Origin of the sequence: Marinicella rhabdoformis (genome assembly GCF_009671245.1) — a bacterium.
GTDB lineage: Bacteria > Pseudomonadota > Gammaproteobacteria > Xanthomonadales > Marinicellaceae > Marinicella > Marinicella rhabdoformis.
This window is the reverse complement of record NZ_VTFS01000001.1, coordinates 1,044,995-1,065,423: the sequence shown is the minus strand read 5'-3', so window position 1 is coordinate 1,065,423 and position 20,429 is coordinate 1,044,995. Positions and strand designations below refer to the sequence as shown.

The 20,429-nt window shown below is 41.7% G+C and carries 30 protein-coding genes; 16 read left to right on the top strand and 14 right to left on the bottom strand.

Going from position 1 to position 20,429, the window contains the following annotated elements; translation table 11 throughout:
• Positions 1–87: 87 nt before the first annotated feature.
• The 6 genes from FET73_RS04670 to FET73_RS04645 form a co-directional block, all read right to left on the bottom strand.
• Entirely contained in the window at positions 88–786 is a 699-nt protein-coding gene (locus FET73_RS04670) for a class I SAM-dependent methyltransferase (RefSeq protein ID WP_154222739.1), read from the bottom strand.
• 3 nt (positions 787–789) lie between these two features.
• Entirely contained in the window at positions 790–2,079 is a 1,290-nt protein-coding gene (locus tag FET73_RS04665; RefSeq protein ID WP_154222738.1) for a citrate synthase, read from the bottom strand.
• 177 nt (positions 2,080–2,256) lie between these two features.
• The gene (locus FET73_RS04660; protein ID WP_154222737.1) at positions 2,257–2,499 is read right to left on the bottom strand and encodes a type B 50S ribosomal protein L31; all 243 of its coding nucleotides are present in this window, start codon (positions 2,497–2,499) and stop codon (positions 2,257–2,259) included.
• Positions 2,500–2,569: 70 nt separating this feature from the next.
• Positions 2,570–3,079 carry a DUF4252 domain-containing protein gene (locus tag FET73_RS04655; protein ID WP_154222736.1) on the bottom strand — a complete coding sequence of 170 codons (510 nt, stop codon included), beginning with the start codon at positions 3,077–3,079 and terminating at the stop codon, positions 2,570–2,572.
• A 37-nt stretch (positions 3,080–3,116) separates the two neighbouring features.
• Positions 3,117–3,488, bottom strand: a complete 372-nt coding sequence (locus tag FET73_RS04650; protein WP_154222735.1) for a hypothetical protein — start codon at positions 3,486–3,488, stop codon at positions 3,117–3,119.
• Positions 3,481–3,972, bottom strand: coding sequence for an RNA polymerase sigma factor (locus FET73_RS04645; RefSeq protein ID WP_154222734.1), 492 nt, complete (start codon positions 3,970–3,972; stop codon positions 3,481–3,483). Before FET73_RS04645 ends, FET73_RS04650 begins: the two co-directional genes overlap by 8 nt.
• Positions 3,973–4,031: 59 nt before the next feature.
• Between FET73_RS04645 and FET73_RS04640 the strand changes: the two genes are divergently transcribed.
• From FET73_RS04640 to FET73_RS04630, 3 genes are read left to right on the top strand one after another with little or no spacing between them, the layout of a single operon-like run.
• The gene (locus tag FET73_RS04640; protein ID WP_154222733.1) at positions 4,032–4,712 is read left to right on the top strand and encodes a hypothetical protein; all 681 of its coding nucleotides are present in this window, start codon (positions 4,032–4,034) and stop codon (positions 4,710–4,712) included.
• On the top strand, positions 4,709–5,002 hold the full coding sequence (locus FET73_RS04635; RefSeq protein WP_154222732.1) for a hypothetical protein: 294 nt from the start codon (positions 4,709–4,711) through the stop codon (positions 5,000–5,002). Before FET73_RS04640 ends, FET73_RS04635 begins: the two co-directional genes overlap by 4 nt.
• Before the next feature lie 8 nt (positions 5,003–5,010).
• The gene (locus FET73_RS04630) at positions 5,011–5,457 is read left to right on the top strand and encodes a hypothetical protein (RefSeq protein ID WP_179952108.1); all 447 of its coding nucleotides are present in this window, start codon (positions 5,011–5,013) and stop codon (positions 5,455–5,457) included.
• A gap of 590 nt (positions 5,458–6,047) precedes the next feature.
• On the opposite strand, the gene FET73_RS04625 is transcribed toward FET73_RS04630, so the two are convergent.
• Positions 6,048–6,269 carry a hypothetical protein gene (locus FET73_RS04625; protein ID WP_154222731.1) on the bottom strand — a complete coding sequence of 74 codons (222 nt, stop codon included), beginning with the start codon at positions 6,267–6,269 and terminating at the stop codon, positions 6,048–6,050.
• A 76-nt stretch (positions 6,270–6,345) separates the two neighbouring features.
• Between FET73_RS04625 and FET73_RS04620 the strand changes: the two genes are divergently transcribed.
• From FET73_RS04620 to FET73_RS04610, 3 genes are read left to right on the top strand one after another with little or no spacing between them, the layout of a single operon-like run.
• On the top strand, positions 6,346–8,220 hold the full coding sequence (locus tag FET73_RS04620; protein ID WP_154222730.1) for an ABC-F family ATP-binding cassette domain-containing protein: 1,875 nt from the start codon (positions 6,346–6,348) through the stop codon (positions 8,218–8,220).
• Positions 8,221–8,264: 44 nt separating this feature from the next.
• Positions 8,265–9,377, top strand: a complete 1,113-nt coding sequence (locus FET73_RS04615) for an acyltransferase family protein (protein WP_154222729.1) — start codon at positions 8,265–8,267, stop codon at positions 9,375–9,377.
• A 37-nt stretch (positions 9,378–9,414) separates the two neighbouring features.
• Entirely contained in the window at positions 9,415–9,909 is a 495-nt protein-coding gene (locus tag FET73_RS04610; RefSeq protein WP_154222728.1) for an MgtC/SapB family protein, read from the top strand.
• Between the two features lie 59 nt (positions 9,910–9,968).
• Here FET73_RS04610 and FET73_RS04605 read toward each other — a convergent pair whose 3' ends face one another.
• The 6 genes from FET73_RS04605 to FET73_RS04580 all read right to left on the bottom strand — a co-directional run bounded on the left by FET73_RS04605 (position 9,969) and on the right by FET73_RS04580 (position 14,514).
• Positions 9,969–10,565 (bottom strand): BON domain-containing protein, encoded by a 597-nt coding sequence (locus FET73_RS04605; RefSeq protein ID WP_154222727.1) that lies wholly within the window; start codon positions 10,563–10,565, stop codon positions 9,969–9,971.
• A 299-nt stretch (positions 10,566–10,864) separates the two neighbouring features.
• On the bottom strand, positions 10,865–11,275 hold the full coding sequence (locus FET73_RS04600; protein WP_154222726.1) for a hypothetical protein: 411 nt from the start codon (positions 11,273–11,275) through the stop codon (positions 10,865–10,867).
• On the bottom strand, positions 11,272–11,811 hold the full coding sequence (locus FET73_RS04595) for an RNA polymerase sigma factor (RefSeq protein ID WP_154222725.1): 540 nt from the start codon (positions 11,809–11,811) through the stop codon (positions 11,272–11,274). Before FET73_RS04595 ends, FET73_RS04600 begins: the two co-directional genes overlap by 4 nt.
• Before the next feature lie 15 nt (positions 11,812–11,826).
• Positions 11,827–12,720, bottom strand: coding sequence for a hypothetical protein (locus tag FET73_RS04590; protein ID WP_154222724.1), 894 nt, complete (start codon positions 12,718–12,720; stop codon positions 11,827–11,829).
• A 66-nt stretch (positions 12,721–12,786) separates the two neighbouring features.
• A complete protein-coding gene (locus FET73_RS04585) occupies positions 12,787–13,317 on the bottom strand; it encodes a DUF924 family protein (RefSeq protein ID WP_154222723.1) in 531 nt (176 codons plus the stop codon).
• A 234-nt stretch (positions 13,318–13,551) separates the two neighbouring features.
• The gene (locus FET73_RS04580) at positions 13,552–14,514 is read right to left on the bottom strand and encodes an integron integrase (protein ID WP_154222722.1); all 963 of its coding nucleotides are present in this window, start codon (positions 14,512–14,514) and stop codon (positions 13,552–13,554) included.
• Between the two features lie 211 nt (positions 14,515–14,725).
• Here FET73_RS04580 and FET73_RS04575 point away from each other — a divergent pair, with 211 nt between their 5' ends.
• The 10 genes from FET73_RS04575 to FET73_RS04530 all read left to right on the top strand — a co-directional run bounded on the left by FET73_RS04575 (position 14,726) and on the right by FET73_RS04530 (position 19,687).
• Entirely contained in the window at positions 14,726–15,232 is a 507-nt protein-coding gene (locus tag FET73_RS04575; protein WP_154222721.1) for a DUF2199 domain-containing protein, read from the top strand.
• A gap of 171 nt (positions 15,233–15,403) precedes the next feature.
• The gene (locus FET73_RS04570; protein ID WP_154222720.1) at positions 15,404–16,183 is read left to right on the top strand and encodes a peroxiredoxin family protein; all 780 of its coding nucleotides are present in this window, start codon (positions 15,404–15,406) and stop codon (positions 16,181–16,183) included.
• Positions 16,184–16,210: 27 nt separating this feature from the next.
• Entirely contained in the window at positions 16,211–16,372 is a 162-nt protein-coding gene (locus FET73_RS04565; protein ID WP_154222719.1) for an NAD-dependent epimerase/dehydratase family protein, read from the top strand.
• Positions 16,373–16,659: 287 nt separating this feature from the next.
• Entirely contained in the window at positions 16,660–17,004 is a 345-nt protein-coding gene (locus tag FET73_RS04560; RefSeq protein ID WP_154222718.1) for a hypothetical protein, read from the top strand.
• 162 nt (positions 17,005–17,166) lie between these two features.
• Positions 17,167–17,547, top strand: a complete 381-nt coding sequence (locus tag FET73_RS04555; protein WP_154222717.1) for a VOC family protein — start codon at positions 17,167–17,169, stop codon at positions 17,545–17,547.
• 38 nt (positions 17,548–17,585) lie between these two features.
• On the top strand, positions 17,586–17,999 hold the full coding sequence (locus tag FET73_RS04550) for an SRPBCC domain-containing protein (protein ID WP_246172639.1): 414 nt from the start codon (positions 17,586–17,588) through the stop codon (positions 17,997–17,999).
• Positions 18,000–18,055: 56 nt separating this feature from the next.
• Entirely contained in the window at positions 18,056–18,604 is a 549-nt protein-coding gene (locus FET73_RS04545) for a YdeI/OmpD-associated family protein (RefSeq protein WP_154222716.1), read from the top strand.
• Positions 18,605–18,673: 69 nt separating this feature from the next.
• Entirely contained in the window at positions 18,674–19,042 is a 369-nt protein-coding gene (locus FET73_RS04540; RefSeq protein ID WP_179952107.1) for a VOC family protein, read from the top strand.
• A 128-nt stretch (positions 19,043–19,170) separates the two neighbouring features.
• A complete protein-coding gene (locus FET73_RS04535; protein ID WP_154222715.1) occupies positions 19,171–19,392 on the top strand; it encodes an addiction module protein in 222 nt (73 codons plus the stop codon).
• A 1-nt stretch (position 19,393) separates the two neighbouring features.
• Positions 19,394–19,687 carry a type II toxin-antitoxin system RelE/ParE family toxin gene (locus FET73_RS04530; protein ID WP_154222714.1) on the top strand — a complete coding sequence of 98 codons (294 nt, stop codon included), beginning with the start codon at positions 19,394–19,396 and terminating at the stop codon, positions 19,685–19,687.
• 168 nt (positions 19,688–19,855) lie between these two features.
• Here FET73_RS04530 and FET73_RS04525 read toward each other — a convergent pair whose 3' ends face one another.
• A complete protein-coding gene (locus FET73_RS04525) occupies positions 19,856–20,428 on the bottom strand; it encodes a hypothetical protein (protein WP_154222713.1) in 573 nt (190 codons plus the stop codon).
• Position 20,429 lies beyond the last annotated feature (1 nt).

Genomic DNA, 20,429 nt, shown 5'->3' with positions numbered 1-20,429 from the left:
ATATTATTATAATAAAAAATGTAGCCTAAATCACAAAATGCAATGATTTTTTGTGCTTATATGCGTCGAAAAACAATAAAAGCGTGTTCATTTACATTGATAGACATCAAATCGACATGATTTGCCTGTAATTTGATAGGTTGGCTTTAAGTTATTGACAATTTTTGACCTTACAGGTCGCTTGATCACTACCTTTTGTTCAGCATGGTCTAATGCCCATTTGAGCAACTGTTCAACTTCTTGAGCAGCAAGACCGTGTAAGCGGTGAAATAATTGCATGTCTTTTTTAACGGCTGCAGACTTTTCACGTTCTGGAAACATGGGGTCTAAGTAAATCACTTGTGGCCAGTTTACTGGTGTGAGTTTTTGTGCCCAATTGAGGTGAAGTTTAAACGGTGTTAATCCTGTTTCTTGTAAATACCGGTGCAGCGCATCTTGTAATAAAGCGCATACCACAGGGTTGCTTTCTGTGGCAGTCACTTCAAAACCGGCACAGGAAAGCAAGAAAGCATCCTTACCAAAGCCACATGTGGCATCTAACACGCTGACATTATTTTGACCTTTGATGCGGCAGGCTTTGACCAGGTTTTCACCGTTAATGTGTTGTTGACTTCTGTAAGCCAATCGACCTTTAAGGAAGTCGACTGTTGCTTTCAGTTTGGGGTTTTGTGAGTCTTGTAAAAACAAAACCCCGTCCGAAAGGGACAGGGTCAGTGTTTTTGGTAATTGTGCTAGTATCTGCTCGCTGTCAACGCCTAAGGCGTTTAAGTGGGCGGATACTGTCATCAATTATCTTTTGTTCAATGGCACGAAGTCACGAGTTTTGGCGCCACGGTAAACTTGACGTGGACGACCAATCCGTGTGTCTGGTGTTTCGTATTGTTCTAACCACTGTGATGTCCAGCCCACCGTTCTGGCGATGGCAAACATCACCGTAAACATTTGAACGGGGATGCCCAGTGCTTTGTAAATAATGCCTGAATAGAAGTCGACGTTTGGATACAAGTTGCGGGCGACAAAATACTCGTCTTTCAATGCGATTTCTTCTAAACGCATGGCCAACTCTAACTGTGGATCTTGAACACCCAATTCGCCTAACACGTCATGACAAGCTTTGCGAATGATGGTGGCACGTGGATCAAAGTTTTTGTAAACACGGTGACCAAAACCCATCAAACGAAACGGGTCATTTTTATCTTTCGCTTTGGCAATGTATTTGTCGATTTGAGAAACGTCACCAATTTCATCTAACATGTTCAATACCGCTTCGTTGGCACCGCCATGTGCTGGCCCCCATAAAGAAGCAATGCCTGCAGAAATACAGGCAAAAGGATTGGCGCCAGTTGAGCCTACCAGGCGAACAGTAGAAGTTGATGCGTTTTGCTCGTGATCTGCGTGCAAAATAAACAACAAATCCAAAGCCTTAGCAGCCACTGGGTTGATTTCATAAGGTTCTGCGGGTACACCGTACATCATGTGCAATAAACGCTCAGTGAAGTTGAGGCTGTTTTTTGGGTACATGAATGGTTGGCCAATGTAGTTTTTATAAACTGTGGCAGCCACCGTCGGCATTTTTGCAATCAATCTGATCGCTGCTAAACGGCGGTCTTCAGGATTGTTCATGTCCATGTGGTTATGATAGAAAGCCGCTAAAGAACCAATCGCACTCATCATCATTGCCATGGGGTGAGCGTCATATTGAAAACCTTTCATGAATGCATGAATTTTTTCATGAACCATGGTGTGGCGTGTTATCTCATCGTTGAAAGCATTTGATTGAGATTGATTGGGCAGTTCACCGTTCATTAACAAGTAAGTCACTTCCATGAAATTACTTTGTTCTGCTAATTGTTCAATTGGGTAACCACGATACAACAACACACCTTTACCACCATCAATGAAAGTGATGTCACTGGTACAAGAGCCTGTGGCCGCAAAACCAGAATCATAAGTAAAGTATCCGGTTTGTTTATTCAGCGTTTTAATGTCAAAAGTGGGCGGTCCCATTTCTGAACGAATCACAGGTAATTCAGCCGTTTGTCCTTCGGGTGTGATTATTTTAACAACATCTTGACTCATGTGGGTGTTTCTCCAATTAGTGATTTTCCGTGGCTGAATCGTGTAACGATTCATGCACAGGTGAATTTTTGCGGGTAATTTTATCAGAAGACGGGCATGTCTAGGATAGACATAGGTCAATTTTCCACAAAAAAGCCCGAAGATATCGGGCTTTTTGCATGAATTCGATAGAAAAGGTTATCTTTGGTATCTGCGTTTGAATCGATCCACACGTCCACCAGTGTCAGCCACTTTGTGCTTACCGGTGTAGAAAGGATGTGATTTTGATGAAATCTCGATTTTAACTAGCGGATACTCATTGCCATCTTCCCATTGAATGGTCTCTTTCGAATGAATACAAGAGCGTGTCAAGAAAGTGTAATCTGCACTGGCGTCTTGGAATACCACTTCTCTGTATTCTGGATGAATATCTTTTTTCATAACTGTTTCCGATGTTCTATGTTCAAACAAGACGGCGGATTATAATGCCACTGTTTACTGCTGTAAAGCGTTAATTGATATCAATATCACTAATATCTACATTAAAGCGATCCATGAGCACGCCAAGGTCTTTTAAAAGTATTTGGCCGCCAATTTTAATCACCACCAATTCAGATTCGTCATCTAAAGCCATCACCGACAAGCCTTTCATGGTTTGTTTGTCCATTTCTGCCAAGATAAAAACAGTGCTGTCATCTTCACGAATCGCAGCCAGTTGTTGAAAGCCACTGGCTTTCATGCCTTTGGCAGTGTCATTAACCCAAGATTTAATCTGGGTGATGTCACCATCAAAATCGTCGTCTAATTCATAAACCCTAACAACAATCTCTGTCAGGTTTTTCATCACATCAGCGACTTCACCTTCAGATTGGGTCATGCCACTGAGTAAGCCCAGCATGCCAGCGCCCAAGTTGACCTCAACGTTGGGTTCGGTTTTTATCATGTCTTGCAGTTGTTGCATGATATCTTGTGCTTGAGTTTGAAAACTCAAAAACAAACACATTAACAGTAATTTTTTCATGTTGATTCCTTGGTTACTCCTTAATATATACAATACTTTATATCTTTGCCATGGATTTTGTTAATGGAACGATGATGGCGGGTTTGATGCCATGGGTGTTCACATCGCCTAATGTTTTGTTGCTGATTTTTTGCATGTAATGCATGGCCAATTGCATTTCTTGTTCAGCGGCCAAGAGTTTTTGATCTTGGTGGTGTTGCCACAACAGACCACCAGTCGCCAAGGTGACAAATGAAAATGCCATGGCGGGTTTGAACCAGGTTTGCATGAAAGTGCTTTTAGTTTTGGTGACCCCAATGCGCTGATACAAACCTTGTTTCATGCTGGGCGGGCATTGTTGTCGCCTCGCTTGCTCGAAATAATCGGTCAGATCTGCATTGATTTGTTGGTCTATTGATTCTTTACGCATAACTTTGCTCTAATTTTTCTTTCAATTGGTTTCTGGCTCGATGTAAATAGACTTTCGTTTGAGACAAACTCAAGTCCAATGCATCGGCCAATACTTGATAACTGAGTCCATTAATTTCTCGCATCACGATCAATGATTGGTAAGGTTCTGCCAGTTCATTGATGGCTTGGGTAATTTCAACACCAAGCTCTTCATTGATAACGTGGTCAGCGGCACTGGGTACCACATCAGCCCCTACCGCTTTGGCAATTTGGTATTCAGCCGCATGTTTTCTGCGCCTGATGATGTCCAAGCATTGGTTGCGTGTGACTTTATACAACCAAGCCTTTTCAAACTTTAAACCTTGTTCGCGCCTTTCCCACAATTTAATGAAAGTATCTTGCACCACATCTTCGGCCTCTAATTGGTTGCCCAGCATACGGTATGCCAGTGCATATAGGCCATTTTGGTTTTGATTTACTTGAAGTCGGTACCAAATGCTCATTATCAAATATTGTTATAATTTCGCTTCTACAACGAAGCTTTGTTCCAATGGTTACACATATGATAAAAAAAAGACAAATTATTTTACCTGTTTTGGCTGTTCTGCTGCTTTCAGCCTGCGGTGGCGGACCTCAGCTAAAGCCTTTGAGCCCTAAAGCGGCATTGATACAAGCCTTGGTTGCCAAGGACAATGCAGCAATCACACAGCACAAATCCATACTTAACAACAAAAGAAAAACCCTCAATGTGGTGCAATTATACCAATTAGCGATTGAGGAAAAGCCTTACAGGTTGGTTTCAAACAGTAAATTGTTGTTAAAGAACATTCACCACTACTCCTTACAACAACAAATCATACTCAAACAAATGTTGCTTTGGGCATACGCACATCCAATTTACCGTCAAGAAACAGGCAAACAAGTCCGCATACTACAACGTGCTGAATTACTGGTCGCACCCAGTGACATCAACTTCAATAAATGCCAAAGTGAAAATTTAACTGACATCAAAGGCTGTTCCGCCTTACGCCAATTGGTCAACCACATCATCAGCACCCATGAAATGAACGAAACCTTAAACACCATGGCGGGCAACGACCCCTGCATCAACCTCACCCAAGAAAACATCGCAGGCGATGCCGCCAACCTGTGCCTTGCCAGCCGCAAAGGTGACCTGAAAATTAATTTATTGTCAGTACCGAACTTTTTAAGTGACCAGTGGGAGCAAGCGATAGATTCATGATCAAAGGCGTGACACTGACATCAGATACATCTGAACATATGAACATGGAAACCAAAGGGTATTGGGTATCGTGGCGAATTGCTTTCATGCTGGTGCTCAAGTATGGATTCAAAAGAGAAGGAAAAGTAATTGGGACTGGATCTCCGTTTGAATCTATCTACCAAGATTATATAGAAGGACAGTGTAAAATCAAAGCTGGGTTCGAAGGAATGCTTGGTTATTATTGGTCGGCTGAAAATGATGAAGCGGATCAATTCATCAAAACGTTTCATCAAAAACATTGTCAGTGAGGTCTGGTGTGAATAAAAGAAAAGGTGTGGTCATGTTGGTGGTTGCTGCTGTGATTGCGGTTATACCGGCTGTGATGCACATGTCTTGTTTGTATTTTGGGCCGGCCTGCTATTCATATCAAATGGCACCTGAGGTGATTGTTGAATCAGCCAAGGCTGGCACCTTGTTGGCACCAATAGGCGCATTTGTGGTGTCCGCTTTATTTCTTCTGATGGCAGCTTATGCCCTCTCAGCGGCACAATTTATTCGAAAATTGCCATTGCTCGGTTTGGTCATCTATTTCATGTCAGTAGCATGTGTCATCAGGGGCATACTCGGTATCCAACTGTGGCTTCGATTCCCCGAACGACTCAATGAATTCGGCACGGTCAGTAATTGGCTCTGGTTACTGGCAGGTATCCTGTTTTTTATTGGTTATCGATTGGTTAGAAGTGATGACAAGACACAAACGTAGTCAATGAAGTGGTAGAGGTTGCGATTTAACAAAGGTTCTGAGCGTGTGCCTTAGGTCCATTCGACTCGCGTTCAATCCATCACCCTGAGATACCCAAACACATAGGTCGTATTAATAAAAAGCAGCAACTTATCACTTGCTCGCTCAGGAAGACAATTCTTTTTTAATAAAACCTGACAAAGTGATGAGCCACAAACCTCCCAGCTTCTGGATAGCATTCGAATGATCGGTGCCATGTCGACCCTTGGCGAGCCCGCCAACAGTAGGCGCCTTAAGCGCGAGCCTAATAGGACGACTCATTAAAGCCTGCGAAGAGGTTACGATTTTTTTGTTTTAAAAATACGCTTTTAGGTTTTTGACATAATTTTAAAATCAAAAAAGAAGTGGCAATTCGGAGTGATGACTCACAAACCACACAGTAGTTGGATAGAATCCAAATGATCGGTGTAATGTTTTGCACTGGCGAGCTTGCGAGTCAAAAAGCAAAACTCATAAATGCCTGCGAAGAGGTTACGGTTTTTTGCTTAGTATAAACTTTAAATTTTCACATCATTATACTAAGCAAAAAGAAGTGGCCTCGCAGCAATCCCTCAATCATAGGGAGACTTGTACTTTTCTTCTATCTTTTTAATGATGCTGGTTTCGTCAAAATCTTTGGGGTTTTTAGCGAGGATGCGTTGCGATCTGGCGATGTCTTTGAGGCTGTCATTGATTTCATTGGTTTGGCGCATCAATTTATAAAAGAATGCGGCCAATAAAATAAAGAGAGAGACAATCACAAAGAGTAAGCCGAGTATTTTTTCTTCAATCATAATAGTGGTACATTTGATAACAGACAAAGTTAATTATAATTGATTTCTGATGACAAGTTCGACAGAATAAGCCGCCATGATAAACCTCAGTAACCTCAGCCTGCGTCGCGGGCATAAAATCCTCTTTGAAGAAGCCAGTTTAATGATCCATCCGGGTCAAAAAGCGGGGCTGACTGGTGCCAATGGTACAGGCAAGTCCAGTTTATTTGCTTTGATGATGGGAGACTTGCATGCGGACTTGGGTGATTGTAGTGTGCCTAAGCAATGGCAAATTGCCCATGTTAAACAAGAAACGCCTTCACTTGACTGCACGGCTTTAGATTATGTGTTGGATGGTGATGTGACCTTTAGGGCGATTGAACAAGCCATTAACGAGGCGACTGAAAAAGAACAGCATGACAAGCTGGCAGAGTTGTATGCCGAGATGGAACACATTGATGGCTATGCGGCACATGCCAAGGCAGGTCGCTTGTTACATGGTTTGGGTTTTGCAGCGGGAGAAGAGTTAAAAACGGTCAAATCTTTTTCTGGTGGTTGGCGCATGCGACTGAATTTGGCACAGGCTTTGATGTGTCGCTCTGATTTGTTGTTACTCGATGAACCAACCAACCATTTGGATTTAGAGGCTGTGGTTTGGTTGGCCGATTGGTTGAAACGCTATGAAGGCACTTTATTACTGATTTCGCATGACCGTGATTTTCTCGATAATGTGGTGGGCCATATCCTGCATATTGAGCATGAAAAATTAACCTTGTACACAGGTAACTATTCTGACTTTGAAAAAGCGCGCATGGAACGCCTGGCGTTACAGCAAGCGATGTTTGAAAAGCAGCAAAAACAAATCGCCCACATGCAATCTTATGTTGATCGGTTCAGGTATCAGGCCAACAAGGCCAAACAGGCACAAAGTCGTTTAAAAGCATTGGAGCGTATGGACACGATTGCCGCTGCGCAGGTGGAAAACCCGTTTCATTTTCAATTCCTGCCATGTCAGAATTTAAAGCATCAGATTGTCACTTTAGAGCATGCTGACATTGGATATGGGGATGTGAATATTTTTCAAGACCTGACATTCTCAGTCACCGCGGGTGCCCGAATCGGCTTGTTGGGCAGAAACGGTGCCGGTAAATCTACCTTAATCAAAGCCATGTCTGGTGATTTGCCTTTGAAAAAAGGGACATTGAAAACGGCCAAAGATTTGAAATTGGGTTATTTTGCCCAGCATCAATTAGACCAACTGGACTCACAAGCGACCGCGATTGAACATGTGTTGCAACTGAATCCCAAGGCTTCAGAACAAGAAGTGAAAAACTTTTTGGGCGGGTTTGGTTTCCAAGGAGAAAAAGCCGATACGCCGATAGCACCTTTTTCGGGTGGTGAAAAAGCACGCTTGGCCTTATCTTTGATTGTATACCAGCAACCTGATTTGTTACTGCTTGATGAGCCGACCAACCATTTGGATTTGAACATGCGGGATGCCATCAGTTTTGCTTTGCAAAGTTATGAAGGCGCTGTGATACTGGTCTCGCATGACAAACACATGCTGAACAGCGTGATAGATGAAATGGCTTACATCCTTGATGGTCAAATTCATCCTTTTGATGGAGATTTGGACGAATACCAAAGCTTTATTAAGGCCCAAATTAAGGCTAACGAGCTTAAAGCGAATGAAGCAGAAGCCAATGGCACTGGCGCTGAACCTGTAAGCAAAAAAGCCAACCACAAAGCAGGCAAGGCACAAAAAAATCGCATCCAGAAATTAGAAAAGATGGTTGATCAATTGACTGAAAAATTGGATCAAGTGAATGTAAAGCTCAGTTCAGATGAGGCTTATTTGCCTGAAAATGCCGAACAATTAACCGAGTGGATGAATCAAGCGGGTGACTTGAAGAAGCAATTAGATGACGCAGAAACAGAATGGATGGAGTTGTCAGAAGCGATGGAAGCTTGATCGACTTGCTGTTATCATCAATGGTTTAATCACATAAACAGCAGATGACAGAAAGGAACAGGGTTTACGAATTAGATTGGTTGCGGGTGCTGTTGATTTTTGCCGTGTTTATCCACCATGTTTTGATGCCATTTAACGGTGATGACTGGCACATCATGAATAATGAAAGCAGCAAGCTTTTAGATGACATCATGGTGTATTTCGAACAGTTTCGCTTGCCGGCTTTGTTTTTTATTGCCGGTGCCGGCAGTTATTTGTTGTTGTCAAAAATAAACAGCAAAGCTTTTATCAAAGACAAGTTTCTGCGTTTGTTTATCCCTTTTGTGGTCGGCATGATGGTGGTGGTGCCGCCGCAAACCTACTTTGAAGACACACAAGCATTTGAATCATTGTGGCAAGCTTATCCTGAACTGGCTTTGAAATTCCAGCCTAATCACCTCTGGTTTATTGAATTTTTGGTTGTTTTTTCTTTATTGGCTGTGCCGCTTTTTAAACTGACCCAAAGTGACTTCTTTGACAAAAGTTTCCGAAGGTTTGAATCTTTTTCTATGCGCCCCTTGGGTTTGTTTTCGTGGGTGTTTTCTTTAATTGCTTTGCGGGTGCTGTTGAAGTGGTTTATTCCCGATGACGGGCACAGTGTGACTAACTTATCACTGTCATTGTTTTACCTGTGGTTTTTTGTCTCTGGTATGTGGATGATTAAGAGCCCCAAGATTTGGGCCAAGCTTTTAAGCCACAGGAAGCCACATTTGATTTGTTTGGTGGTCAGCTCCGTGCTGTTTTATGGCTATTATTATTCTCCTGATTTAAGTCCTTACCTTTCCTTGAACATGCGTTGGGCCATTTGGTGGGTGGTCTGTAGTTTGGTGGCTTGGTCTGCTTTGTTAACGCTGCTGGGATATGGTCAGCAATACCTAAATAACAGACCCAAATGGCTTAAGTTAACTAATGAATTAATTTATCCGTTTTATATTTTTCATCAAACCGTCATCGTGGTGCTGGGCTATTTTGTCATCCAAATGAGCTGGTCTTTGTCATTTAAAGCCAGTGTGTTGCTGGTGTCGGCTTTTGTTGTTACTTCAGCCTTGTGTTTGCTGTTGGTTTATCCTTTCAATATCAGCCGCCGCTTGTTTGGATTGAGGAAAAAATCAGTGTAAACTATTAAGCTGTGAAACTAAAAAGGACCCGCTTCAAATGTTAGATTTTTTATTTTCCCATGGTGATGAGCTGATTCAGTGGCAAACGGTGGTCAAACACTTGGTGTTGATAGGTATTGCTTTGGTTTTGTCGTTCCCTATCGCTTATAACCGTGAACACAACAGCAACAGTGCCGGCTTAAGGACTTATCCATTGGTGGCAATTGCGACCTGCTCTTATACCTTGTTGGCGATGGATGTTTTAGGAGATGGTGAAAGTATCGGTAAATTTATGGCAGGTATCGTCACAGGTATTGGATTTATTGGTGGCGGAGCCATATTAAAATCAGAGGCTAAATCTAGAGTGTCTGGGCTGGCCAATGCCGCCAGTATTTGGAACACGGGTGCCATTGGTATGGCTGTGGCGTGGCAGCGGTTTGAAATAGCGTTGATCATTGCTACCATCAATTTCTTGATCTTGCGTTTGGGCTTTGAGGCCAAGCAAGCCATTTGTGATGAGGACAAGGTGAATGAAGACGAGGCTGATATTTAGGCCAAAAAAAAGCAAGGGTTGAGAAGCCCTTGCTTTCTGTACATTTTACAGCTGATGGTTTAGCTTTTGACTTTCAGCTGACTTTTTACATCTCTCACACCTGAAGTGTTTTCTGCTAATTTGATGATCAGGTCAACTTCTTGAGCAGTGCTGACTTCTCCGCTTAAGGTCACGATGCCATATAAAGTATCTACATTAACCTTCATGCCCGATGCTTCCTTGTTCAACAACAAACTGGACTTAACTGCTGCTGTGGTAGTGGCATCATCGTACCAAGTACCAAATGAACGCTCTTCTCCTTTAACTGCTTTTTTGGGTTGTTGTTTTTCGTCAACAACCAAATTGTTTTTCACTTTGGACACACCTTTAATGCCTTTGGCGATTTCTTCGGCCAACTCTTTGTCAATGTTCGAGTTGACGGTACCAGACAAGTGTGCCACTTGTCCTTTGACATCGGTATCAATGGCAAAGTTATTGAGGTGACGGTTCACCAATAAGGCAGCTTCTATTTTTCCGTCCAGCCATGCATCTTTTAATTTGTCATCGCTGTCATAATGTCCATTATTTCCCGCAAATGCGATTGGAGTCACAGCGAGCGTGGCGGCGAATAAAGTAGTTTTAATTGCTGTCTTTGTCTTCTGTGTATTAATTTTCATTATTTTCTCCTGTAATTAAAAAAGCCTGTCGTTGAACAGGCGTTTTCTAAATTAGCACAACAATGTAAATTTGATGTATGTAAAAAGTTAATGAAGTGTTAATTGGCTTTTATTAGATTCACTTAAGTTGTTGAAAATAAATGCTTTTAAGTTTTTTAAGAATTGATCCAAATAACTGAGAATTTGAAGTGGGGGAAAGCGATACATATTCTTATATGAATAAATATATAAGCTAAAACTGTCGCCAAATGCACTTTAAAATGGTTTCTTTTTGACTTATTTATGGTCTTTTTGAAAGGTTAAATGTTAAGCCACCGATCTTTTAATGATTTTATGTCAACAATGATGGCTTCTTGCTCAGCCTGATAGGCATTGTGTGTTTTTGTTTCTAAAGCAGTGGGCAATGCTTTAAATTTTGCTGCCAGCTTGAGTCTACCTTTGTTTGCAGTTTCCACTGAATGGGGGGTGACATTGTTGTTACCCAGCCAAAGGGCCAAACTGACGGCCGCCGCCAATGGCAAAAGCCACTTGGTACGCGAAGTACTTTTGTGGTTAGGCTCAACCATGGTTGTGGTGTGTAACTGTGATTCGATGTTGGCCAACAAGTCTGCTTGCTTATCAGGTAATTCCGACTGTTGCTGAAACCATAGTGCATCTTGTTTTAATTGTTGCTTCAGGTCTTGTGGTATTGACTCATTCTGTTTGTTCATAAAATCACTCCTGCCTTAAATTGTTGGAAAGCGGGGTTATTGCTTAATTTTATTCTACTGCGATGCAGTGTGGTTTTCACCCACGATTCACTTTTTTTCATGACGTGGGCGATGTCTTTGATGCGCATGTCTTCGATATAGAAAAACCACAACAGGTCATGGCTGGCGCTGTCCAAGTGTTTTTTTACCAGTAACCAGAGGTTGTTTTCATCAGGAAAGTGATTGTGTTCTGGTGACGGTGTGGTGTTCTCAAGTGCAGCTATTTGAACATGTTTGGCTTTTGACTGTGATATTTTGTGTAATTGGCGGTTGGCGATTGTGAACAGCCAGGTACTGAAAGCCCACTGTGCGTCATAACTTTTAAGGTATTTGTAGGCGTTGATGAAAGTGTCTTGTAACACATCATCGGCATCGTGGCGGTTATGGCATCGGGCCAATAAATAACTGTACAAACGCGGTTGGTACAAAACCACCAACTGCGTAAAGCAATCGGTGGTGCCGTTTTGGGCTTGTTGTATCAATTCCTGTTCGGTCATATCACTGTGTCGAAATCAATTAAAGTCAATTTCAGCTAGTATTGCCAAAGGCAGGTGACTTAAAATCATCACATGGTTGCCTTTGTTACTGATGTCTAAGTTATCCAATAATGCGCTTACAGCTTTGTTACTCGATGAAGCGTCAGACAAGGCATTCATAGCAACCAAGCCATTGACCACTGCGTTGACCTGTTTGGCAGCGGCTTCATCTTCAGTCACTAAAGCCACTTCAATCAGCAAATCATCCTGATCTTCGGTCAAGCTGGCCGATACCTGGTTGATTTTTTGAAACATGTGGGATTGAAAAGGTTCAGCACCTTGGTCAATGTCAGCACCCATGTGCATCATCGCTGAGGCGATGTTAACTTGAACAGTGACCAGGCCAGTTTGGTGCAAACCAAGGGTGTTGTATTTATTGCTTGTCCAATTAAACACCTCCTGCCTTTCAAAGCTTGCAACCATGGTGTTGTCGGTTAACTTTGCAGTGTAAAAAGATTTATTGTTTTCGTCACCGGCTATGACAAAGTGTTCTATGGTGTGGCCATTGTTCTTGGTACTTTCTTTTAAAGTCACTCGGGCATCTTCGCCGGCTTGTTTTTCTAATTCGTTGATAAAGTTAACGGCAGAAAAATCACCTAACTGACCTGATAAGACCATGGTAAAAGTAGAAGACTCTTTGCTTTGACCATACATGGTGACTTGATTGACGCCAACAGGAGTCAAAGCAGTGAACTCAAAATTATTGTTGCTTTTGGTGTGCTCAGAAAGGTGTGGGATGAGTTTGGCTCTGGCTTGTTCAATATCTAAACTGACGTACCACGTGGCATCATCAAAGCCACCAGCATGCGCTGTAAAAGAAGTCGCGACGGCCGCGAAGATGATTGATGTTTTTTTGAAAAAGGTTTTCATGTGATCTCCTGATGTTTGTGTTGTATCTTCTTATAGTCAGGAGGTGGTGAAAAGGTTACAACTTTTTTAAAAACTTGAATCAGGTTGCGTCAGGAATGCTTTTTCTTCTGCTGTTGATTCGCGACCTAAAATGTCATTGCGGTGTGGATAACGACCGAATTTGACGATGATGTCACGGTGTTTGATTTCAAAGTCTAAATTTGACAACCCTTTGAACAAACGCATCGCCTCATCATGAATCAACAAAGATTCAGAGTGCATATACGGCATATAAAGGAATGAACGCTGCTGATCGGTCAATTTCAAATCATCACCCACGGCCACTGCCGTTTGAGCCAAACACAATGACAAAGGATCGCTGGCAAAAGAGGCGGGGGTGTCACGGTACATGTTGCGTGAAAACTGGTCTAAAACAATCACCTCAGCCAAACGGCCCTCAGGTGTTTTTCGCCAATGAAATAACTCACCCGCCAACGCCGCAAGGTGAGTGTCTTCAAAACGTTGTTTAATCGCGTGGTCTAATGCAAGGTCTTTAACCCACCATTGTTTGGGTTCCAGTTCTTCAAACCAGAAATCTAATATGTCTTGAGCTTTCATGCTGATGCTTTTGTTGGTTTTCTTAATAAGTCACTTTATCACAAATAATATTTATAAATAATCTTCATTAACTCGTGGTGCATTTGGGAGTTTTTCCAACGAGAAACACCGTCATTACCCGGCTTGACCGGGTAATCCATAGCGAAGCGGGTTCAAACGAAGTTTGAAAATAGCCAAAATTCATTAAAATGCGATATTTTTCAAGTTTGTCATTTTCAATTGACCAAAGGTTTTTCATAAATAATCTAGGGGACTGAATCGGTTCTTTTCGCTCAATTCTTTCACCACATGGGTATAAATCATGGTAGTTTCTAAGCTCTTATGTCCCATCAGCTCTTGGATGGTGCGCACATCGATGCCTGCCTGTAACAAGTGCGTCGCATAGGAATGCCTTAAAGTATGGGCAGTGATTTTTTTGTTGATGCCTGAATGGTTCACCGCTATTTTTAGGTTGCGGTTGTAAGTGCTGTTCAAAACATGGTGTCGGCGAATGATGCCACTTTTAGGGTCTTTGGAGACCTTTTTCATTGGGAAAAGGTATTGCCATTTAAACTCCTTTTCAGCTTTTGGGTATTTCTTTTGTAAAGCATTGGGCAGTTCAACCGTTCCATAACCTTTGGCTAAGTCTCTGTCATGTGTTCTTTTATTCACTTGAATCAACTGTTGGTAGGGTTTTATCAGTTGCTTGGGCATCGGTACGGATCGGTCATGTAAAGATTTACTGTCCCAAATGATCATGCGATTGTAATCAAAGTCCAAATCTTTGATTCTTAAAGCCAATACCTCAGAAATTCGCAGTCCACAACCGTATAAGGTCTGGGTTATGGTTTTATAAATATTCTCATCGAATTGATCAATCAGCTGCTTGACCTCTTGGGTACTCAGAACAGTAGGTAAATGCAGCCTTTGCTTGGCGCGCAATGCATTGATGTTTTGGCCCTCTAAAGAGATATCCAGTACTTTTTGATAAAGGAACAAAAGGGCATTGAACGCTTGATTTTGTGTGCTGGCTGAGACCTGACGTTTGGTAGCCAAATAAGTCAAGAATTGTTCAATCTCTTGCTTTCCCATGCTGGTGGGGTGCTTTTTGTCGTGGAATAAAATAAACTGCTTGATCCAATAATTATAGATTTTTGCTGTTTCATCGCTGTAATGAAGGAATTTAATCTTCACCCTGACTTGGTCGAGTAATTTCATTTATACGCCTTATAATCAAGAATATTTAAGATATTAGCGCATATATGCATATATATCATGATTTAAGCGAATTAAATCTATTAATTTGTGAGTATACGGTTAATTATTGACTAAAAAGCCCAAAAAATAAGCAAAATTGAAGCATTTCACCTTTGTTAATAGTATAAGATGTGTATTTAATAAATTGTTAGCAGTATATTAGAGATCATACATGGCGGGAATATTTAGTTTTAAATGCTCTTCGTGTGAAGAGATTCATGAAGGTTCACCTAGTTTTGGTTTTAATGCACCTGACCCATACTTGGAGCAGAGCGATGAGGTTAAAGGTCAGGGAAAGCTTACGGAAGACCTTTGTTTTTATACCGATGAAGACGGCACGCACTATTTTGTGCGTGCTGTATTAGAAATACCTATCCATGGTGTGAGCGAGCCGTTCATGTGGGGCATTTGGAGTTCATTAAGTAAAGCAAGTTATGAGCGCTATGTAGAGACATATGATTGTCCTGATACTGGTGATTGTTTTTTTGGGTACTTGTCTAACTATCTACCATATTATGAAAGTACGTATGCGCTCAAACTAGATGTTCAACCTCAAGACAATAATCAAAGGCCGCAGCTTGTTCCACATGAATCTGAGCATCAACTAGTAGTCGATTACGAAAATGGTATTTGTATTGCAAGAGCTCAGGAGATTGCAGAAAAGTGCATGCACAGCTAACAAACGCTTGCAGTCTGACGCCAAAACCTCCGCGTTTTTGTGTTACTCGCTGCGCTCAAACATTAACACAAAAACACTACGGCTTCGGCGAAGCTGAAGCGGGCGTTGCAGGATGACAATAGTTTTAAATTAGATTGAGTCATTATCGGAAGTTTTCTATAATCAATTGTCATGAAACAAATTGATTTAATGCCTTTGGTTTTTTCGGTCTTGGTGCTGGCTTTAGCTTCGCCGTCAGGTTTTGCCAATGATGCCGAAAGTGGTGGCCATGACATGCACCATCATGAAATATCATCTCCAAAAGACTACGTCATCATGCAGACATGGGATCACCAAAAACAGGTTTTGCTTTCAAGTGGAATGACTGAAGCCGAGGCGGATGGCAAAATTTTAGACTGGCTGACCACTTACCAATCCATGGACCGTGCTGCGGGTAAAGATCGAATCGGTTTGCAAGCGCCGCCCTTTCAATTTGACGGTTGGTTGAATTCAGAACCATTGGCTTTGGATGATTTGAAAGGGCATGTGGTCTTTATTCGTTGGTTCACCGACACCTGCCCTTTTTGTGCCAGCAGCGCGCCTGGCTTGCGGCAATTGTATGATGAATACACAGACCAAGGCTTGAAAATGATTGCTGTCTTTCATCCCAAGGCTGGACGTGATGATCCGTTGGACAAAGAGCGAGTGGCGCGTGTGGTGGAAGCGAGAAATTTCAAATTTCCCGTGGCCATTGATTGGGATTGGCGTAAGGGCACTTTAAAAGACTGGTGGCTCACCGGACCCAAACGACCCGGTACGTCAGTGACGTTCATTTTGGACAAATCCGGTGTGATTCGTTTTGTCCATCCCGGTATGGAATACCACGAAGACAATGGTTCTGAATTACATAAGATGTGTGCCAGTGACATGGGCAACATCAAAAATGCCATCGAATCACTGCTGGCGGAATGAATGGCAAAATGATGTGGTTTTGATTCAATGAAAAAAGCAATCGTTTTGGGTGCAACCGGCTTGGTGGGCAGTCATTTGGAGAGTCGCTTGGTGGAATCAACGGGTTTTGATCAAGTGGTGGCGGTGACGCGGCGTCCGGTGGAATATACTTCTGAAGTAATACAGGACAGTCATCGATTGAGAAGTTGAAAGCAGTGTTAAAGAAACTATTTTTATTTTGAGTTAGTATGAAATTATGTGTTTGGGATTGGATTATTCAGTGAATGGGTAGCATACAAGGGTGGGCTACCAAAAGTAGGCGCTTTAGGCGAGCAACGCGCAGCCCAACATCAGACCTTCAATTACACCATAAACTTCTAATATTTAAAGATAACAACCACTCTTTTCAAGGAGTAAGTTTTGTTAGCCAACCATCAAATGTTGGGCTCGGGCCATCACAAAACTTTTAGATATTATTTTTTGAGCAGTGTTCAAATATGAAATTAATAGGCAGCAAAATAGAAAATGAAAATCGTGAGCAGTTGCGAAACTCTAATGACAGTTTTGTTGCAAAATCAAAGCTTCGAGACGCGCTTGATTCTGAAGGACATTCTACTGATAAAGCATGTGTATTGCGCTGGATTCCAGATCAAGGTGAAGATAAATATGTGATTCTTGTAGATGGTTTATATATAATTTGTTTAGAACTCGACCGGATAAATCTAGAAAATCCTCCGATAATTAAGCGAATTGAATTTAAAGAATATATGCATGGTCTCAGTCGCTCCAATCAAATACAACTTTTGGTAGCTCAGGATTTAGTGAGTAAAAAACCCAACTAATCAATTCACTAAGAATGGTTTTTTTAGCAAGGTTGGTTGGCTACTTCAGCCTAGTTTCTTTGTCTATTGTCATTCTTCAAAACTTTGGGTAATAAGTTATGGGCGGAGCCCTTTCTATTATTATAATAATGTGAATCCAATATCAAACTAGAGGAGACGGTGATGAATGGTAATCCAGTGGGTTGGTTCGAAATATATGTAGATGACATGGCAAGGGCTGAGCAGTTCTATCAGACGGTTTTAAATGTTGCGCTTGAGGCATTGGGTGATCCCACTGATTCAAATGTGGTATTGAAGGCGTTTTCATCCAACATGGAACAGTATGGTGCTTCAGGGGCTTTGGTTAAGACGGAAGGCTTTTCAGCTGGTGGTAACAGCACTTTGGTTTACTTTTCTTGTGAAGATTGTGCGGTTGAAGAAGCGCGGATTGAAACAGCAGGTGGAAAAGTACATCAGTCAAAAATGGCGATAGGTGACTATGGTTTCATCACATTGGCAGTTGACACTGAAGGCAATATGTTTGGTTTACATTCTCAGAAGTAGGGATTGATTGTATTGAGTCTTACAGCGTACGAAAAATTATGAGTATGGAAATATCAATTGAAGCGTTAATCGATGCACCTTTAACCAACGTCTGGTCTGCTTGGGTCTCAGCTTCAGATATCAGTAAATGGAATTTTGCGTCCAATGACTGGCTGTGTCCAAGGGCTGAAATTGATTTAATGGTTGGTGCTGGTTTTAATTATCGGATGGAAGCCAAAGATGGTTCAATGGGTTTTGATTTTAAGGGTGTTTTTACTGATATAGAACCTGAAAGTAAAATAGAATATGAGCTTGCAGATGGTCGAAAAGTATTGATTACCTTTGCTCAAACAGAACAAGGTATCAGATTGGTTGAAACATTTGAGGCAGAAAATGAATTTTCAGCGGCGCAGCAAAAAGCAGGTTGGCAGTGTATTTTAAACAACTTTAAACAATATGTTGAAACCTTGTAAGTTACAGAAATTTGCGGTGAATTGGGAATGAAGCAGCTATTTGTATCAAGTAACTTATGGATAAAGTAAGTTTAACTTCATTTTTTGAGGGCACATTACTTCGGCCTGCTGACTGTGGAGATCAAAAAGCTTGGGCATTTGTTGTTTTACCTAAAAAGGTCAGTGACACTTTGCCCAGACGAGGCAGGACTTCGGTTGAAGGCACTTTGAATGATTACCCTTTCCAAGCCAGGCTCGAGCCAGATGGTCATTTAAGCCATTGGCTGAAAGTGACTACCGAAATGATGGATGCTGCTGCAACAACAGGTGATTCAGTGGCTATATCTCTTGCGCCAGTAAAAAAAGAACCTGAGCCAGACTTGCCCTCAGACTTGAGTGAGGCTTTGGCATCTGATCCACAAGCCATGATCACATGGCAAAAGACCAGCACTTTGGCGCGTGTGGATTGGATTCATTGGATAGAATCAGCCAAGCAATCAACGACAAGAGGCAAGCGGGTGCTTAATGGCTGTGAAATGCTGGCTTCAGGGAATAAGCGTGTCTGTTGTTTTGATTCATCTGGCCATTACAGTAAAAGCTTCAGCGCACCTAAAGAGTATAGTTAATGAGAGATAACCCCATCCTAATTTAATATAATGTTGTAAATCAAAAATCATATTCAAGGGAGGTAACCCGTGTTTAATGTAAAAGCTACCCAACATGTTCTGGCGGTTAATGATTTAGAACAGTCAGAGCGGTATTTCATTGAAAAGCTGGGCTTCAAGTTGCGATTCAGGGTGGATGGCTGGTCTTTTATCAGTCTTCAGGATTTTCATGTGATGCTGGGGCATTGCGCAGATGAAGTGCCTGCACGGGAAACCAACAACCATTCGTATTTTGCCTATGTAAACTGTGAAGACATCGATGCCTTGTTTCAACAATACAAAGCAGCAAGTGTTCAATTCGTTCAAGAAGTGGCAGATAAACCTTGGGGTTTGAGGGAGTTTGGAATCTCTACACCAGAAGGTCACAGGATTATGTTTGGGCAAGAGATAGAGCAATAGTGGTGCCTTGAACGACAGAATCCTCTGCATAAAGGTAAGTTATCCTTTTTAACAGATTATTGATTGAGAAGACTTTACGTATTAATTGGTGATACAATTTAAGTATTGAAAAATGTGAAGTGATAAGAATGTCAAATGCCTTGAAAATTGTATTAGAAAATATTGAAAACATGTCTTCAAGTGAGAAGGCCTTGGCAGCGCATTGTATTTTGAGTGCACTTGACAAAAATGACAATGAAGACATCGACTCTGAATGGTTGGCTGTCATTGAATCTAGGCGAGCTCAGTATAAATCTGGAACGGTTAAGTTAAGTGGCTGGGATGAAATGAAAAAAAGGATTTTAGAATAATTTGTTAGATTTATTCATATTTCCTGAAGCTGAAGAAGAAATTAAAGCTTCTTTTGACTGGTATGAGGCCCAAGCCAGCGGTTTAGGCATCGATTTTATTTCAGAACTCGACAGGGCTTTCAACAGCATTAAAACCCTCCCAGATGTTTGGCCTAAGTACCAAACATATTTTCAAAGATTTTTATTAAGCCGTTTTCCGTTCTCTGTTGTGTTCGAAGTAGAAGCGCAACAAATTATTATCTATGCTGTTATGCATAACAGCCGCAAACCAGGCTATTGGGAAGACCGTATTTAATTCGATCAAGAAATGGCCGATAAACCCTGGGGCTTGAGGGAGTTTGGAATCTCGACACCCGAAGGACACAGGATCATGTTCGGTCAAGAGATTAAGTGGTAGAATTTACTCGCACATACATAAACATCACCCCCAAATCAAAGGAGGTGATGAATGGCATGCTTTGAATTAGTCTTTGAACTTGAAAACATACCAAAATCCAAACATGCCGACTACGGTAACCATCATCCCTAAAATGCTCAATAAGTCATTGCGAATGTCTTGGTTTTTGTTAGTATCTGTTAATTCAAAAAGTCGCTTGCCGTCTGCTACATCTTTAACGACATGTCTGGCTTGCTTTTTATGTAACAGTAAGTATTCGCGATCAAATCGTTTGGTGTTGCCTTGCAATCTGGCCCTTTGTTGATCTGCTGTTTCACCTAATTCATCCATCCTATATTGACTGAATAGCATCAACGGCTCGCCTTCCTTGATTACACCGTCAGAAATATAGGTATATGATTTTTCTGAAAATGCCAGAGACAATTGGCCGATCATAAACAGACCCAGTCCAGAAACCACAACCAAAGCGGCCATGATAAATCGTTGTTTTAGACGTTTCAGTTGTTGTTTCTTTACTGCTGAGAACTCAGCAGCCACTTCTGGCAGGTGCGCTAAATGATTACTGATGTATGATGGACTGAGCTTGGTGATTAAAGACATGGCATCTTGATTCAGTGTAGCCGAAACCTTTTGAATCACT

Coding starts and splice junctions, on each gene's coding strand:
- FET73_RS04670 (WP_154222739.1), bottom strand. CDS start 786: ATGACAGTATCCGCCCACTTAAACGCCTTAGGCGTTGACAGCGAGCAG.
- FET73_RS04665 (WP_154222738.1), bottom strand. CDS start 2,079: ATGAGTCAAGATGTTGTTAAAATAATCACACCCGAAGGACAAACGGCT.
- FET73_RS04660 (WP_154222737.1), bottom strand. CDS start 2,499: ATGAAAAAAGATATTCATCCAGAATACAGAGAAGTGGTATTCCAAGAC.
- FET73_RS04655 (WP_154222736.1), bottom strand. CDS start 3,079: ATGAAAAAATTACTGTTAATGTGTTTGTTTTTGAGTTTTCAAACTCAA.
- FET73_RS04650 (WP_154222735.1), bottom strand. CDS start 3,488: ATGCGTAAAGAATCAATAGACCAACAAATCAATGCAGATCTGACCGAT.
- FET73_RS04645 (WP_154222734.1), bottom strand. CDS start 3,972: ATGAGCATTTGGTACCGACTTCAAGTAAATCAAAACCAAAATGGCCTA.
- FET73_RS04640 (WP_154222733.1), top strand. CDS start 4,032: ATGATAAAAAAAAGACAAATTATTTTACCTGTTTTGGCTGTTCTGCTG.
- FET73_RS04635 (WP_154222732.1), top strand. CDS start 4,709: ATGATCAAAGGCGTGACACTGACATCAGATACATCTGAACATATGAAC.
- FET73_RS04625 (WP_154222731.1), bottom strand. CDS start 6,269: ATGATTGAAGAAAAAATACTCGGCTTACTCTTTGTGATTGTCTCTCTC.
- FET73_RS04620 (WP_154222730.1), top strand. CDS start 6,346: ATGATAAACCTCAGTAACCTCAGCCTGCGTCGCGGGCATAAAATCCTC.
- FET73_RS04615 (WP_154222729.1), top strand. CDS start 8,265: ATGACAGAAAGGAACAGGGTTTACGAATTAGATTGGTTGCGGGTGCTG.
- FET73_RS04610 (WP_154222728.1), top strand. CDS start 9,415: ATGTTAGATTTTTTATTTTCCCATGGTGATGAGCTGATTCAGTGGCAA.
- FET73_RS04605 (WP_154222727.1), bottom strand. CDS start 10,565: ATGAAAATTAATACACAGAAGACAAAGACAGCAATTAAAACTACTTTA.
- FET73_RS04600 (WP_154222726.1), bottom strand. CDS start 11,275: ATGAACAAACAGAATGAGTCAATACCACAAGACCTGAAGCAACAATTA.
- FET73_RS04595 (WP_154222725.1), bottom strand. CDS start 11,811: ATGACCGAACAGGAATTGATACAACAAGCCCAAAACGGCACCACCGAT.
- FET73_RS04590 (WP_154222724.1), bottom strand. CDS start 12,720: ATGAAAACCTTTTTCAAAAAAACATCAATCATCTTCGCGGCCGTCGCG.
- FET73_RS04585 (WP_154222723.1), bottom strand. CDS start 13,317: ATGAAAGCTCAAGACATATTAGATTTCTGGTTTGAAGAACTGGAACCC.
- FET73_RS04580 (WP_154222722.1), bottom strand. CDS start 14,514: ATGAAATTACTCGACCAAGTCAGGGTGAAGATTAAATTCCTTCATTAC.
- FET73_RS04575 (WP_154222721.1), top strand. CDS start 14,726: ATGGCGGGAATATTTAGTTTTAAATGCTCTTCGTGTGAAGAGATTCAT.
- FET73_RS04570 (WP_154222720.1), top strand. CDS start 15,404: ATGAAACAAATTGATTTAATGCCTTTGGTTTTTTCGGTCTTGGTGCTG.
- FET73_RS04565 (WP_154222719.1), top strand. CDS start 16,211: ATGAAAAAAGCAATCGTTTTGGGTGCAACCGGCTTGGTGGGCAGTCAT.
- FET73_RS04560 (WP_154222718.1), top strand. CDS start 16,660: ATGAAATTAATAGGCAGCAAAATAGAAAATGAAAATCGTGAGCAGTTG.
- FET73_RS04555 (WP_154222717.1), top strand. CDS start 17,167: ATGAATGGTAATCCAGTGGGTTGGTTCGAAATATATGTAGATGACATG.
- FET73_RS04550 (WP_246172639.1), top strand. CDS start 17,586: ATGAGTATGGAAATATCAATTGAAGCGTTAATCGATGCACCTTTAACC.
- FET73_RS04545 (WP_154222716.1), top strand. CDS start 18,056: ATGGATAAAGTAAGTTTAACTTCATTTTTTGAGGGCACATTACTTCGG.
- FET73_RS04535 (WP_154222715.1), top strand. CDS start 19,171: ATGTCAAATGCCTTGAAAATTGTATTAGAAAATATTGAAAACATGTCT.